Genomic DNA, 14,421 nt, shown 5'->3' with positions numbered 1-14,421 from the left:
TCCCACAGCTTATTTACTGTCGCTGAATTTCAAATAATCCGCCAACAGACTCAGCTTATCCGTACCGATGTAATCTACTCCGATATCGATCAACGCTTGATACCCTAAAAGGGAATCTGGCGTAGCCCAAAGTCGGACTTTTCGGCCGTTTGCATGGACTTGATCCACGTAGTTTTTGAGTTTTTCCTTCAAGGCCGCAGGAATAGGTCCTTGGCCACCCCAAAAGCCAAACTTCAACATTGATTCACTCTCTAATACCACTTTATTCGTGGGAAAACGCTCATCCGAACGGCCATCAAAGGTGATCCAAGCTGGGGATTCGATGTATTGGGAAGGTTTTGGTCGGTTACCGGAGATCACTATTCGGAATCCTTTTTGTTGGATAATTCCGGCGTGAGGCTTCAGCGCGGCAATGATCAGAGGCAAAGTGGAATCTGCAGAGGTCTTCGAATCAATTAATAATTGATGAAAATTGCCTTCTTTATTGGCTTTTAGAACTCGAATGATAGGATCGATATACAGATCTTTCAAATTGCGATTCAAACTCAGTTGATTCCGTTCGTGCCCCACTAACAATTGTCCATTCACCGCATACACATCCGCCTCAATGGAGCCAAAACCTAGCTGGAAAGCCTCAAAAAAAGGCCTTTCGTGTTCGTAATCATTGTGAGCGTGCGCTTTTGACAATGGACTCTGCGCTTGTAAAGCGAATGACAACAAACAAAAAAGGACGATTTTTTTCATTAGCCTTTCACATAATCCCCGGACGCGATGCGCGTTTTCGGATCGATTTTCTTGTTGTATAAATACGCATAGGTTTCTATTTCCTTGCCTTTCAAGTTTACTTTCACCTGCTCGCGAACGAATAGACTTTCGGCTGGTTTGTCCGTATTGAATTCTTCGTATTCATCTAAAACGTTCAACAATTTGATCGTGTTGGACAATAAATACAATTCGCCTTTTACTTGATCTTTCGCGTTTTCTGACGGGATAATACCCGGGTAATCAGCTACTTGGTACATTTGACCTTGATAAGTCGCCATCCCGATGTAATCCGAATTACGCGCGATTAGGCGATGTAAATCGTTTCCACAGTCGCGGCGCAAGGTTCCGTACACGAATAAGTATTCTTCCACGTCAGGTTCTGGCAGTTTCGCTTCTTCCAAAGTCAATACCAAATCCTCTTGCTCTACCACCGTTCCCTCGGTTAATAAAACATTACCCACAATCCCTTCAAATGGAGCAGAAACGATCGATTCCATTTTCATCGCCTCAATCACATATAGTGGGGCATTTAATTTCACCTCGTCGCCTGGTTTTACCAAGATACGGGATAAACGACCCTGCAATGGAGCACCGATATCGCCTTTTACTTTCGCTTTCGCATGTTGTGCGCGTTCGACTTTGACGTTTTTGTCCAAAATCTTAATGCGGCGTGCCTGGCCATTCAATTCAAATGTTACATTGCGCAGACCAGATTCGTCTGGCTCAGACATATATAGGAACTTTACGATAATCGTCTTGCCTGGCTCAATCGTGATCATAATCTCCTCATCCTGCTTCAAGCCATAGAAAAAGGCTGGCGTAGGAAGGGCAGATAATTCACCGAATAAGGTCGAATTCTTGTAATAGTCTTCGTAGACTTTCGGGTACATTTTGTACGATAAGTAGTCGAAGAATCCGTCTTCAGCCTCTGGGAATTTCTTCGTAAAGGACTTGAAGTCAGCGTCGAAGTCAATCGGTGCTAGATGGTCGTTTGGACGACCTTCGATGGCATGTGCTCCTTTTAAAATGATCTCCTGTAATTGTTTCGGGAATCCTTGGTAAGGCTGGCCTAAGCCGCCTTTGAAGAAGTCTTTGACGGATTCAGGGAAGGATAAAGTAGCGCCTTTGGCATACACATCTTCCGCCGTTAACGAATTCGCAGTCATAAAGATCGCCATATCCCCTACCACTTTCGAGGAGGGAGTTACTTTCACAATATCGCCGAAAAGCGTGTTAGCCTCCGTATAATTACGTTTCAATTGCTCGAACTTGTCGCCCACGCCCAGCGCAATCGCCTGACCACGCAAGTTCGTGTATTGTCCACCCGGAATCTCATTATTGTACACCTCAGCCGTTCCCGCTTTCAATTCTGATTCAAATGGCGTATACATCGTACGCACCGCCTCCCAATAATTCGAGTATTCGTTTAATAAGTCTAAATCCAGGTCTGATGCTTTCTCATGCCCTTGCATCATCGCTACTAAAGAGTTCAAATTAGGCTGAGACGTCAATCCCGACATCGCTCCTAAAGCCCCATCTACGATATCCACACCGGCTTCAATGGCCTTTAAATAGGTAGCTGATTGAACAGAAGCCGTATCGTGCGTATGCAAATGAACAGGTAAATCAACCGCTTTCTTTAATTCGGTTACTAATTTCTCCGCTTGGAAAGGACGTAAAAGTCCCGCCATATCTTTTATACATAACATATGAGCGCCGGCATCTTCGAGCTGACGCGCCATATCCACGTAATATTGCAGATTGTATTTTTCGTTTGTGAAGACGTCGCCCGTGTAGCAAATCGCAGCTTCTGCGATACCCGGCGTACGTTCGCGAACGGCTTTAATTGACACTTTCATCGCGTCAATCCAGTTCAAGGAATCGAAAATACGGAAGACATCAACTCCGGCTTCCGAGGATTTCTCCACGAATTTTTCAATCAAATTGTCTGGGTAAGCAGAATAGCCTACCGCGTTTGAGCCGCGGAAAAGCATTTGCAACAGCATGTTGGGCATGGCTTCGCGGAAATCTTGCAGACGTTTCCAAGGGGATTCTTGCAAGAAACGCATGGCCACGTCGAAAGTCGCACCACCCCAAACCTCCATCGAGAACAATTGAGGGAAAGATTTCGCAAATCCGTCAGCTACAGCTAACATATCTTGGGTACGTACGCGGGTGGCTAACAGCGATTGGTGTCCGTCACGGAATGTTGTATCGGTGAAATAAATTTGCTTCGCATCACGGATGTGCTTCGCAAATTTCTCTGGACCCATTTCCGTCAACAATTGTTTATTTCCTTTCGGGTATTCCGCCATCGGATCCACATAGGGGATGATCGGGATGCGGAATGGAGCCGTTGGCTTCACTTTCACATCTGGATTTCCGTTAACGATAACTTCTCCCAGGTAGCGAATCGCCTTGGTGGAGCGGTCGCGAGTGGGTTTGAAGTTAAATAATTCCGGGTGGTTTGCTATGAATGGAACCGTGCAGTGGCCTTCTTGGAAGACCGGATGCGTGATGACATTGCGCAAGAACGGGATGTTCGTTTTTACGCCACGGATACGGAATTCGGTCAGCGCGCGGTTTAAACGCTCGGACGCACCGCGAAGCGTACGGCCTTTGGCAGACACTTTCACTAACATCGAATCGAAATAAGGCGAAATTTTCACTCCTGGATACGAAGATCCTTCGTCTAGACGAATACCGAAACCCGCTGCGTTGCGGTAGGCGATGATGGTTCCAAAATCCGGTTTAAATCCATTCGCTGGATCTTCTGTCGTGATACGGCATTGGATGGCAAAACCTTTTAGTGGAATGTCCGCTTGGTTTTGGATGAAAATACCAGGATCGGATAACTTATAGTTTTGGGCGATTAGGATCTGTGTCCGGACGATGTCGATGCCCGTCACTTCTTCCGTAATCGTATGTTCTACTTGTATACGCGGATTTACCTCGATGAAATAGATATTTTCGTCTTTATCGACCAAAAACTCCACCGTTCCTGCGTTATAATAGTTTACGGCTTTACCGATGGAAAGCGCGTAAGCGTATAATTTTTGTTTCGTTTCTTCTTTTAGACCAAAAGAGGGGGCAATTTCGACCACTTTTTGGAAACGTCTTTGTACCGAACAATCGCGCTCATACAAATGCACCAAATTTCCGTGCTGATCTCCTAATAATTGTACTTCGATGTGCTTCGGATCATCAATGAATTTCTCGATGAACAAGGTATCATCTCCAAAGGCATTTTTCGCCTCGTTCTTCGCCTCTTGATACGCCTTTTCTAATTCTTCTTCCGTTCTCACAACGCGCATTCCACGTCCTCCACCACCGGCAGCCGCTTTCACCATCACGGGGAATTTAATACGTTTCGCTTCAGATAAGGCCAAAGAATAATCCGACAAATCCCCTTTCGAGTCCTCAATCATAGGCACACTGGCCTTCAAGGCTGCCACTTTCGCCGCTACTTTATCTCCTAATGCATTCATCGCCTCTGGAGATGGACCCACAAAAACGATTCCCTCTTCTCTACAACGTGTCGCCAACACTACGTTTTCCGACAAGAAACCATAGCCTGGATGGATAGCGTCGATTTTCTTCGATTTACACAAAGAAATCAAGCCCTCGATATCCAAATATGGTTTTAAGGGTTCGTCGTCTTTACCGATTTGGTAAGCTTCATCTGCTTTATAGCGGTGCAACGAATAGCGATCTTCGAACGTATAAACTGCAACGGTCCGAATACCTAATTCGGAAGCAGCACGCATAATGCGGATAGCAATCTCGCCGCGGTTAGCGATCAATAAACTGGAGATTTTCTTAACGTATGATTTTGGCATAATCAATAAAGTAGGAGATTCTAACAAAAATGCTAAATATATTGTGAAAATCGCATCGAATACCGCATTTTATTTGGGAAAACTTAAAAAAATACCATATTTATTGGGTTCGTTACCAAGAAAAATAATTCTACCGCCTTCGAGCGATTTTTCTTAACTTGCAGGTCGAACAAAAATTAGTTTTTATGAAACCTATCATCGGCATCACGTTAGGAGATTACAACGGAATCGGACCCGAAGTAATCTTGAAATCCTTAGCCAGCCCGCGCTTGCTAAAGTGGTGTACTCCTGTGATTTATGGTTCAGCGAAAGTATTGGATTTTTACCGCCAAAAATTCGAATTAAAAGAGTGGTCCATCGCCGTGATCCAGGAAGCTTCCGAGGCCAAATCGGGTGAAAGCTTTGTCATCAACTGCTGGGACGACTCCTCAACCGTAGTAGAACCCGGAAAAGAGACTAAGGAAGCTGGAAAAGCGGCTTTTGATTGTTTAGAAAGAGCTGCAAACGACCTAGATCGTGGACTAATTTCCGCATTGGTAACAGCTCCGATTAATAAACACAACATCCAATCCGAGGAATTTAAATTCCCAGGACATACCGAATATTTAACGGATCGTTTCGAAGCAAAATCATCTCTTATGATGCTGGTTTCGGATGGTTTTAGAATGGGCGTTGCTACTGGGCATATTCCTCTATTAGAGGTTTCTAAGGCTTTAAGTACTGATTTATTGCGAACAAAAATCACTTTATTCTTAAAGAGTTTGCAAGAGGATTTCTCGATCGACAAACCTCGTTTAGCCGTATTGGGTTTAAATCCACACGCAGGAGAATCTGGGCTATTAGGCCAAGAAGAATTAGAAATTATTCAACCCGTGGTGGATGAATTTAGAACGAAAGGGAACCTAGTTTTTGGGCCTTATCCGGCGGATGGTTTCTTCGGAAAAGCGCAATTCAAAGAGTTTGACGGCGTTCTAGGTATGTACCACGATCAAGGATTGATTCCTTTCAAATACATTGCATTCGACTCTGGTGTGAATTTCACAGCCGGTCTGCCAGTCATTCGCACCTCTCCTGATCATGGCACAGCTTATGATATTGCTGGACAAAACGTAGCCGATCCAGGTTCATTTTTGCAGGCCTTATTTTTAGCGTTGGATCTCGTAAAAAACCGAATGAATGCGTAAAGTGTTGATTGTCGACGAGGTTCATCCTTCGATGGCAGAAGGGCTAACGAATTTGGGATTCGAGGTAGAGACACGTACAGATTTAACCCTATCAGAGTTTGTATCGATTTTACCGGCTTTTGACGGATTAGTCGTTCGAAGTAAATTCAAAATAACGGCAGAAATTCTGACCGATACCACCTTAACTTTTATCGCTCGAGCGGGCGCTGGACTTGATTTACTGGATGTCGAAGCCTGCCTATCTAGAGGAATCGCAGTTTTCTCTGCAAACGAGGGTAATTCTGACGCAGTAGCGGAACACGTCATCGGACAGTTATTATCCCTTGCGCACAAACTACATACTTCGGACACCGAAGTTCGTCACGGATTGTGGGAAAGAGAAGGAAATAGGGGTTTTGAATTAAAAGGGAAGACCATCGGTCTCTTCGGATATGGAAATATGGGGAAAGCCGTCGCTTCGCGCCTTTCTAGCTTTGGAATGACCATTTTGGCATATGACAAATACGCCCCATCGGCTGATTATCCGGCCACTATGGAGCAGCTTTTTAAACAGGCTGACATCTTAAGTTTACACATTCCCTTGACTTCTGAGACGGTCGGATTGGTTTCCATAGAGTTTTTAGACTCTTTCAAGAAGCCCATTATACTGATCAACAGTTCCCGTGGGCCCATTGCACCACTGGAACCATTGTTACACGGATTACGCTCAGGCCAAATCAAAGGATTAGCACTTGATGTGCTACCAAATGAAAAATTGTCCACTTGGTCCCCGGTAGAAAAAGAGCTTTTCGCCGAAATCGCCGCTTATCCTGCGACCATATTTAGTCCACACGTAGCGGGTTGGACGACGGAAAGTTATTATAAAATCAACGAGGTATTACTCGAAAAAATAAAGTTGCATTTTTCTCTATGAATTACCCTGTAAATCTTGCCGAAAAACTGGGTTTCAACCAGGTAAAAGAGGAAATTAAGCAGCTTTGCCTAAGTCCGATGGGGCTGGAATATGCAGATAAAATGCGCTTTTCGGACCGTTTCCCTTTGGTCAAACAATGGGTAGAACAAGTCGATGAGATGAGCCGCATTTTAGGTGAGCATGGTGGCGAATTTCCGCAGACTGATTACTACGATTTACGTTCTTATCTAAGTCCTCTGCAGCTGGAGGGCCATTATTTGTCAGCAGATGAATGGAGAGATTGGCAACGGGCGTTAACAGTTTTGTATGAAACCATCCGTTTCTTTGCAGCTATCGATTCAGCAGAATACCCCGAAATACACAAAATTACCCAGCATTTTCTCGCCAAAGGTGCGGAGAGCGAGGGAGATTTCAGACAAATCATTCCGATTATTCAAGATTTAGACCGTGTATTTGATGTAAACGGCCAAATCAAGGAAACAGCCTCCCCTGCTTTAGGCGATTTACGACGTAAGCGAATTGCTGAAGAGCAAGGACTTCGTAAGAAACTCGACTCCTATTTAAGCCAGGCCTACAAAGAAGGCTGGGTGAGCAAGGATTTTTCTTTGACCTTACGTAACGGCCGGATGGTGATTCCATTAGCCGCGGAACACAAGCGAAAGATAAAAGGTTTTGTTCAAGATGAATCAGATACCGGAAAAACGGTCTTTTTAGAGCCCGCAGATGCGCTGGCGATGAACAATGAGATCAAATCCTTGGAATCGGCTGAGCGTAGAGAAATCATCCAAATTTTATCGAAACTATCAGATCGCATTCGTCCATTAACACCCTTTTTAGCTCACGCCTTTTCGTGGCTAGGGTTAATTGATTTTATTCGGGCCAAAGCCCTCTGGGGAAGTGCTCACAAAGCCATCAAGCCCACGTTTATTCAAGATAAACCGATGGTTAACTGGACGGATGCGCGCCATCCACTCCTAGAGAAATCGCTTGAAAAAATTGGCAAAAAGATTAAGCCGTTGACCATTCGATTAGAAGACGATCGCCGCATTATGGTCGTTTCAGGCCCTAACGCAGGAGGAAAATCAGTGACACTAAGTACGGTAGGCTTATTGCAATTCTTATTCCAATCAGGCTGTTTAGTGCCATTAGCCGAAGGTAGCACGATGGGCTTCTTCTCCCAACTCTTTTTAGATATGGGGGATGAGCAAAATCTAGAAAACGAATTAAGTACCTATTCGTCTCACTTAAGTAATATGCGGCACTTCTTGCAGCACGTAAACGAGAAAACATTGATTTTAGTCGATGAATTTGGTACCGGTACGGAGCCCTCTTTAGGTGGAGCCATTGCAGAATCCATCTTAGAGAAACTCGCGGACAAAGGATGTTACGGTGCGATAAATACGCACTTTGGTAACTTAAAAAGCCTAGCAGATCGCCAAAAAGGACTCTTCAACGCCGCAATGCGCTACGACACCGAGCACTTAGAACCTCAATTCATCTTGGATATGGGAAAACCGGGTAGTTCGTTTGCCTTCGAAATTGCGCAAAAGATTGGTTTACCTAAGGCTATCATCGAAAATGCACGCAAGAAATTGGGCAAAAAACAGGTGGATTTTGACAAATTATTGTTGGAAACTGAGACGGAGAAGCAGATTTGGGAGAGTAAGAATGCCAGTTTAGCCTTAGCGAATGAGCAAGCTCTATCCATCAAGGAAAACTACGAACGTCTGAAAAATCACGTGCAGGAAGAACAAAAGGCGATGTTGAATGCGGCGAAAGCCGAAGCGAAAAAGATCATCCAAGAAGCAAATCAACGTATTGAGCAGACCATCAGGCAGATCCGTGAGAAAGAGGCCGATAAAGAAAAGACGAAGGAATTACGCGCGGATTTAGCGGATTTTGTACAAAAGGAATTAAAAACGGTGGCTCCAGCGCCAGCCAAAGTCGTTTCCGAAACGCCCGGTATCGTTTATGCCAACTCCCCTATCGCGGTGGGTGATTGGGTAGTGATTAAAGGGAGTGGCGACGAACCTACTTTGGGACAAATCATGGAACTCAAAGGGAAAGACGCGGTCATTTCTCTAGGAGCCATTCGCAGTACAATCAAACTGAATCGCCTGCAAAAAATCGTCGCTCCTAAACAACAAAAGAAAAGTACAGCCCCTCTTCGCGGCATCGATATTAATGATCGAATGGCGCAATTCCAGCTTAAACTGGATATCCGTGGGAAGCGCGGAGAGGAGGTTTATGTCTTTTTAGACCAATACATCAACGATTGCCTCCTATTAGGCGTTCCAGAAGTTCAAATATTACATGGAAAAGGAGACGGAATTTTACGAACTTTAATTCGCGAACAATTAAAGCGATACCGAGAAATTAAAAACATTACTGACGAACACGCAGACCGTGGCGGTGCGGGAATCACCATCGTTACCTTTAAATGATCCGTTTATTTGCCTCCCTTTTTGCCCTCTTTTTCTTGAGCAGCTGCATGTTACAATATGCCGCTGGCCTCACGCAAATCCAACAAGAGAAATACAAAGAAGCGACGTATAACTTTTCAGTGGCTTTAACAAAAGACCCTAAAAACCCCGAAATATACTTCGCAAGAGCCTTTTCACGTGGTTCGATGGAAGAATATTCAGGTGCTATCTCCGATTTAACTAAGGCCATTCGCCTCGATTCCACCAATGCAGATTATTATTTCTACCGGGGATATTTCAAATCCAAACTAGGGAACGATAAAGGAGCCATCAAAGACTTCTCTAAATCAATCATTCGCTACCCTTATTATGGAGAAACGTATTATAATCGGGGTATTAATCTGATGCATTTGGGTTTGATCGATGATGCTTGCCTTGACTTTAAGACAGCGATTGAGTTAGGAGATACACTGTCCCTCAAATACCAAAGATCATTATGTAAATAAAATGGTGAATGGTAAATGGTAAATGGTAGCTCTATTTGCTTTGAAAGCCTCCGAAAATTCGTGTTATTTGTAGCTTATTTTTAAATTTTAACGATTCATTATGTCTATTGCAAAAACCGGCGACAAGGTTGCCGTACACTACACTGGTAAACACACAGACGGTTCTATTTTTGACTCTTCTGTAGGAAGAACACCTCTTGAATTTCAATTAGGTTCAGGTATGGTCATCAAAGGTTTTGATGATGGCGTAACGGGCATGACCATTGGCGAGAAAAAAACCATTGTTATTCCGGCTGCTGAGGCTTATGGAGAGCATTCACCTGAAAATACGGTGACCCTAGAACGTGCTCAAATCCCACCACACATCGAATTAGAACTAGGAGCTTCCTTATCTATGCACCAAGATGGTGGTCAAGTGGTAGAAGTGGTAATCACTGATTTAACAGAAACGCACGTCACTTTAGACGCCAATCACCCATTAGCCGGTCGTGATTTAACATTTGAATTAGAATTAGTTTCGATTTCATAAACTATGAAAAACTTGTTGCGCTCCTTTGCCCCCCATGGGATTGTCCTTTTGGGTTTCTTATTGATCGCTTTTATCTATTGCGGACCCGTTCTACAAGGAAAAGTACTGATTCAACACGATATTCAACAAGCCCAAGCGGCGGCACAGGAGAGCATACATTTTAAGGAGAAAACAGGCGAAGATGCCTGGTGGACAAATTCGATGTTTGGCGGAATGCCTACCTACCAGATCTCTGGTTCTTATCCGTATTCTATTTCGGCCAAAATAGGCTCATTCATTACCAATCTACTTCCTAGCCCGGTAAACATGCTTGTCCTCATGATGGTGGGTATGTATATATTGCTTTGGGCGATGGGAGCCTCCCCTATTCTAGGCTTTGCTGGGGCCGTTTTCTACGCCTTTGCGACCTATAATATGGTCATCATTCCCGCAGGGCATACCTCAAAAGTCCTTGCATTAGCTTATGCTCCCCTCGTTTTAGCGGGAGTTAAACTAGGATGGGGCAATCGAAAATGGCTTGGTGCTGCGCTATTTACGCTAGGCATGGCATTGGAGCTATATGCTAACCACGTTCAAATTACGTATTACCTCTTCTTCATCATTGGATTCTACAAAATCTACACCTTATCACAAGCCATCATTCACAAAACTGTAGGAGAATGGCTGAAGCGCGGATTATTACTAGGCTTGGGGCTTATATTGGCACTAGGAACACACTCGATGCGTCTTTGGAATAATTACGAATATGCCAAAGAAACGACGCGTGGCGCCTCCGAACTAAGCGCCAACAAATCGCGTGGAGATGGTTTAGACCAAACCTATGCCTTTGATTGGTCCTATGGTATTGCCGAAACAGGTACTTTATTGATCCCTAATTTCATGGGAGGAGCTTCCGCTGGGGATTTAGGAGGCACATCCTCTAATACCTACCAAACAATGTCTAACGCAGGTATTCCAGACGAACAAGCCTTAGGATTTGTGGAGAAAGGCCCCGCTTATTGGGGTGATCAAAGCTATACGGCGGGCCCAGCCTATGCGGGAGCCTTGGTGATCTTCTTGTTTTTGTTTGGAGCTTTCTTTATCAAATCAGCCGAAAAATGGTGGATCATCGGATTTACTACCCTTTTCATCACATTCGCTTGGGGTAAATATTTCTTCTTCAATGGTATTTTATTTCAGTATTTCCCCTTGTTTAATAAGTTTAGAGCGATCACCATGGTGCTGTCCTTTGTACAGCTTGGCTTCGTTAGCTTAGGCATTTTAGGTTTGATTCGTTTTATTCAACAAAAATCAACCTGGGCTGAAATCAAAAAACCTTTATTGTATGCCGCCGGATGTAGTGGAGGTCTAGCCTTATTTTTTGGACTAGCTCCTGATTTATTTCTTGACTTCAAAGGTCCTAATTTTGGTGGAGCATTGATTCAAGACACAGCCTTAAATAACCAAATCTGGCGTAGTATCCAGCTTGACCGCATCGAGTTATTTCAATCAGATGCATTCCGTAGCTTTTTTATCGTACTACTGGGTGCTGGCATAATTGCGCTAGCCAGTACTGGGAAAATTAAAAAATCAATTTGGTTAATAGCACTAGTATTACTCGGAATATTTGATTTGACTCCAGTAGCAAAACGTTATTTTGGTAAAGATTTCTTTGTTTCCAAAGCTACCTTGGATGAGCAAATCCTACCTAGTCCAGCTGATCAAAAGATCTTACAAGATTCAACTCATTACAGGGTAATTAATGTGACAACCAACTTCATGAGCGATGCAACGGTCTCTTATTACCATCAATCAGTAGGTGGTTATCATGCCGCTAAATTGCGTCGTTACCAAGAATTGATGGAGAAACAATTCACAGGTAATCCAGGACAAATGAATATCCTGAATATGCTGAATACCAAATATATTTTAAGTCCTGACTCTACCGGCCAATTAGCGCCACAACCAAATCCTAGCGCTCTAGGCAACGCTTGGTTTGTTTCGACGGTAAACGTTGTTCCTAACGCTGATGACGCATTAAATGGAATTGGAAAAATCGATCCACGCTCTGTAGCTTTGGTCGAACAAAAAGACGCTTCCTTTGTCCCAGCAAAGGACTTCAAGACAGATGGCAGCATTCAATTAACGGAATACAAGCCGAATCATTTGACCTATTCATCTGACTCTAAGCAAGCGGCCTTTGCCGTGTTCTCCGAAATCTACTACCGCGGTAACAAGGACTGGAAAGCCTATATAGATGGAAAAGAAACCAATCACGTGCAGGCAGATTATATCCTACGTGGTTTAGCGATTCCGGCGGGAAAACATACGATTGAATTTAAGTTTGCTCCCGTTTCAGTGATTACGGGAAATAAAATTGACTTAGGGGCTTCCATTGCGATGCTTTTATTTATTGCATTTGCATTCTTCCAAGCAACTAAGGCCAAAAAAGAAACCATATGATCTACTCCATGACGGGTTTTGGAAAATCCCAAAAAGAAATCCAAGACCTACAAATTCGTGTCGAAGTTAAAAGCTTAAACTCGAAGTTTACCGATATTTTCTGCCGTGTTCCAAAGTCTTTATCTGCAAAAGAAATTGATATCCGAAATTACTTAACCCAGCAATTAGAGCGAGGTAAAATGGAGTTGAATCTACACCTTCAAAAAAACAATGAGAACGTAGAGCAAAGTATCCTACCACAAGGCCAAATAGCTACTTATTTCACAGAATTAAAACGTTTTGCCTCTGAGTTAGGTATTTCTACTATTGACGAAAATGCTTTGTATTTGCAAGCTATGTCGATGCCTAGTTTAAATGCATCAGATCATTCGCAAGACAACGAAGAAGAAATTGAAGCACTTTGGAAAGTCGTATTCGAAGCAGTACAAGAGGCGGTAAAAGAATGTAAGGAGTTCCGTGCTCGGGAAGGAAAAGTCGTAGAAGAGAAATTCCGCGAATACATCGCTGCTATCAAATCTGGATTAGCCCAAGTACTTGAGCAAGATAAAATCCGTATGCCAGGAATCCGCGAGCGGATGCGCAATGCTCTGTTAGAATTAGGTTTAAAAGAAGATTTCGATAAAAACCGCTTCGAACAAGAGGTCGTTTATTACATAGAAAAATTCGACATCTCTGAAGAAAAAGTACGCCTAGCGACTCACCTTGATTACTTCATTGAAATTCTAGAAGAAGGAAACGGAAAAAAACTCAACTTTATGGCGCAGGAAATCGGCCGAGAAATCAATACCATTGGCTCAAAAGCAAATGATTCCACTATTCAGCGATTAGTCGTGAATATGAAAGATGAGCTGGAGAAGATTAAGGAGCAAACGGCTAACGTTTTATAATTGTGGAGCAATTATAAAAACAAAGCATAGAGCATAAAGCACAAAGAATAAAAGTGGATGTTGCTTCGCAACGATGCAAAAAACTTTTCATAAGCACATTAAAAAAGGGAGCTTCGCTCCCTTTTTTAATACCAACTTTATTCTTTATGCTTTGTGCTTTATTCTTAGAATGATTAAAGCAATACCTAGACACCCCAACCCAATCCCGATCCACTGCTTCATCGTCAATCTTTCTTTGAAGAAAATCAAGGCAGTCACTGCACTTAAGAGAATTACTCCCAAGTTATAAATGGTTAACACCACCGCACCGTTTTGCTGGTAAGCATCTAGGGCTTTTAGTAAGAAATAGAAGGAGAAGAAATTCGGTATTCCCAAAGGGATTGCGGCCAAAACGGATCTTAATGACCATTTAACTCCACCCGTTATCGTCCAATAAACCAAAACTACAGCGGATATAGTCATCGATCCCACTAAAAGCATTAGCGTAAAGGGAATTTTCCCACCAAGTAACTGAACTAACCCAAATATCTTACCATCTTGCTGAACTTGCGCAGCATTCAAATAGTTTAAGGCTGTATTAGTTACGCCATACGCCACAAAAACAGCTACCAGTGCCCAAACAACGGGCTTTTGAACCGTTCCAGCACCTGTTGGACTACAGAAATAAATAGCAGCAAAAGATAAAGCCAAACCTGAGATGACAAAAACATTCAAATCTCCAGTCTTCCAAATAAAGAGATTAACCAGAACTGGAATGACTAAAGAGATATTATTGGCCAAAGAGGTAGGAGCCATACCATTCTTAATTGTCGAATAACCTGATAATAAGAATGTAATCACGAAGCCGACTCCAATGCCTAGGATACCCAAAGAAAAACCCGTAGATGGCCAATGAAATGGAATAGCATCCATTTGATGAAAATACCCAGTTAG

10 protein-coding genes are annotated in these 14,421 nt (G+C 43.3%); 7 read left to right on the top strand and 3 right to left on the bottom strand.

The features are described 5' to 3' along the window. Positions 1-9: 9 nt before the first annotated feature. Both SKC37_RS02220 and SKC37_RS02215 read right to left on the bottom strand, forming a co-directional pair. Positions 10-744: a PI-PLC domain-containing protein gene (locus SKC37_RS02220; RefSeq protein ID WP_377979901.1), complete on the bottom strand. Its 735-nt coding sequence runs from the start codon at positions 742-744 to the stop codon at positions 10-12. After that, positions 744-4,604: a pyruvate carboxylase gene (locus SKC37_RS02215; protein WP_377979900.1), complete on the bottom strand. Its 3,861-nt coding sequence runs from the start codon at positions 4,602-4,604 to the stop codon at positions 744-746. Before SKC37_RS02215 ends, SKC37_RS02220 begins: the two co-directional genes overlap by 1 nt. A 185-nt stretch (positions 4,605-4,789) precedes the next feature. Here SKC37_RS02215 and pdxA point away from each other — a divergent pair, with 185 nt between their 5' ends. The 7 genes from pdxA to SKC37_RS02180 all read left to right on the top strand — a co-directional run bounded on the left by pdxA (position 4,790) and on the right by SKC37_RS02180 (position 13,488). Then, positions 4,790-5,788: a 4-hydroxythreonine-4-phosphate dehydrogenase PdxA gene (pdxA, locus tag SKC37_RS02210; RefSeq protein WP_377979899.1), complete on the top strand. Its 999-nt coding sequence runs from the start codon at positions 4,790-4,792 to the stop codon at positions 5,786-5,788. Next, complete coding sequence (locus SKC37_RS02205) at positions 5,781-6,701, top strand: NAD(P)-dependent oxidoreductase (protein ID WP_377979898.1); 921 nt, start codon at positions 5,781-5,783, stop codon at positions 6,699-6,701. Before pdxA ends, SKC37_RS02205 begins: the two co-directional genes overlap by 8 nt. Continuing rightward, positions 6,698-9,145, top strand: coding sequence for an endonuclease MutS2 (locus SKC37_RS02200; protein ID WP_377979897.1), 2,448 nt, complete (start codon positions 6,698-6,700; stop codon positions 9,143-9,145). The genes SKC37_RS02205 and SKC37_RS02200 overlap by 4 nt, the downstream gene beginning before the upstream one ends. Before the next feature lie 47 nt (positions 9,146-9,192). Further along, positions 9,193-9,630, top strand: a complete 438-nt coding sequence (locus tag SKC37_RS02195; protein WP_377979896.1) for a tetratricopeptide repeat protein — start codon at positions 9,193-9,195, stop codon at positions 9,628-9,630. 100 nt (positions 9,631-9,730) lie between these two features. Next, positions 9,731-10,159 (top strand): FKBP-type peptidyl-prolyl cis-trans isomerase, encoded by a 429-nt coding sequence (locus SKC37_RS02190; protein WP_377979895.1) that lies wholly within the window; start codon positions 9,731-9,733, stop codon positions 10,157-10,159. Positions 10,160-10,162: 3 nt separating this feature from the next. Then, entirely contained in the window at positions 10,163-12,601 is a 2,439-nt protein-coding gene (locus SKC37_RS02185) for a YfhO family protein (protein ID WP_377979894.1), read from the top strand. Further along, positions 12,598-13,488, top strand: a complete 891-nt coding sequence (locus tag SKC37_RS02180) for a YicC/YloC family endoribonuclease (protein ID WP_377979893.1) — start codon at positions 12,598-12,600, stop codon at positions 13,486-13,488. The genes SKC37_RS02185 and SKC37_RS02180 overlap by 4 nt, the downstream gene beginning before the upstream one ends. Positions 13,489-13,632: 144 nt before the next feature. On the opposite strand, the gene SKC37_RS02175 is transcribed toward SKC37_RS02180, so the two are convergent. Beyond that, positions 13,633-14,400, bottom strand: a complete 768-nt coding sequence (locus SKC37_RS02175) for an EamA family transporter (RefSeq protein ID WP_377979892.1) — start codon at positions 14,398-14,400, stop codon at positions 13,633-13,635. Positions 14,401-14,421: the final 21 nt, after the last annotated feature.

It is taken from the genome of Aquirufa esocilacus, assembly GCF_042715595.1.
GTDB classification, from domain to species: Bacteria; Bacteroidota; Bacteroidia; order Cytophagales; family Spirosomataceae; genus Aquirufa; species Aquirufa esocilacus.
This window is presented reverse-complemented; position numbering and strand designations above follow the sequence as displayed.

Coding starts and splice junctions, on each gene's coding strand:
- pdxA (WP_377979899.1), top strand. CDS start 4,790: ATGAAACCTATCATCGGCATCACGTTAGGAGATTACAACGGAATCGGA.
- SKC37_RS02175 (WP_377979892.1), bottom strand. CDS start 14,400: ATGGATGCTATTCCATTTCATTGGCCATCTACGGGTTTTTCTTTGGGT.
- SKC37_RS02185 (WP_377979894.1), top strand. CDS start 10,163: ATGAAAAACTTGTTGCGCTCCTTTGCCCCCCATGGGATTGTCCTTTTG.
- SKC37_RS02205 (WP_377979898.1), top strand. CDS start 5,781: ATGCGTAAAGTGTTGATTGTCGACGAGGTTCATCCTTCGATGGCAGAA.
- SKC37_RS02215 (WP_377979900.1), bottom strand. CDS start 4,604: ATGCCAAAATCATACGTTAAGAAAATCTCCAGTTTATTGATCGCTAAC.
- SKC37_RS02200 (WP_377979897.1), top strand. CDS start 6,698: ATGAATTACCCTGTAAATCTTGCCGAAAAACTGGGTTTCAACCAGGTA.
- SKC37_RS02180 (WP_377979893.1), top strand. CDS start 12,598: ATGATCTACTCCATGACGGGTTTTGGAAAATCCCAAAAAGAAATCCAA.
- SKC37_RS02195 (WP_377979896.1), top strand. CDS start 9,193: ATGTTACAATATGCCGCTGGCCTCACGCAAATCCAACAAGAGAAATAC.
- SKC37_RS02190 (WP_377979895.1), top strand. CDS start 9,731: ATGTCTATTGCAAAAACCGGCGACAAGGTTGCCGTACACTACACTGGT.
- SKC37_RS02220 (WP_377979901.1), bottom strand. CDS start 744: ATGAAAAAAATCGTCCTTTTTTGTTTGTTGTCATTCGCTTTACAAGCG.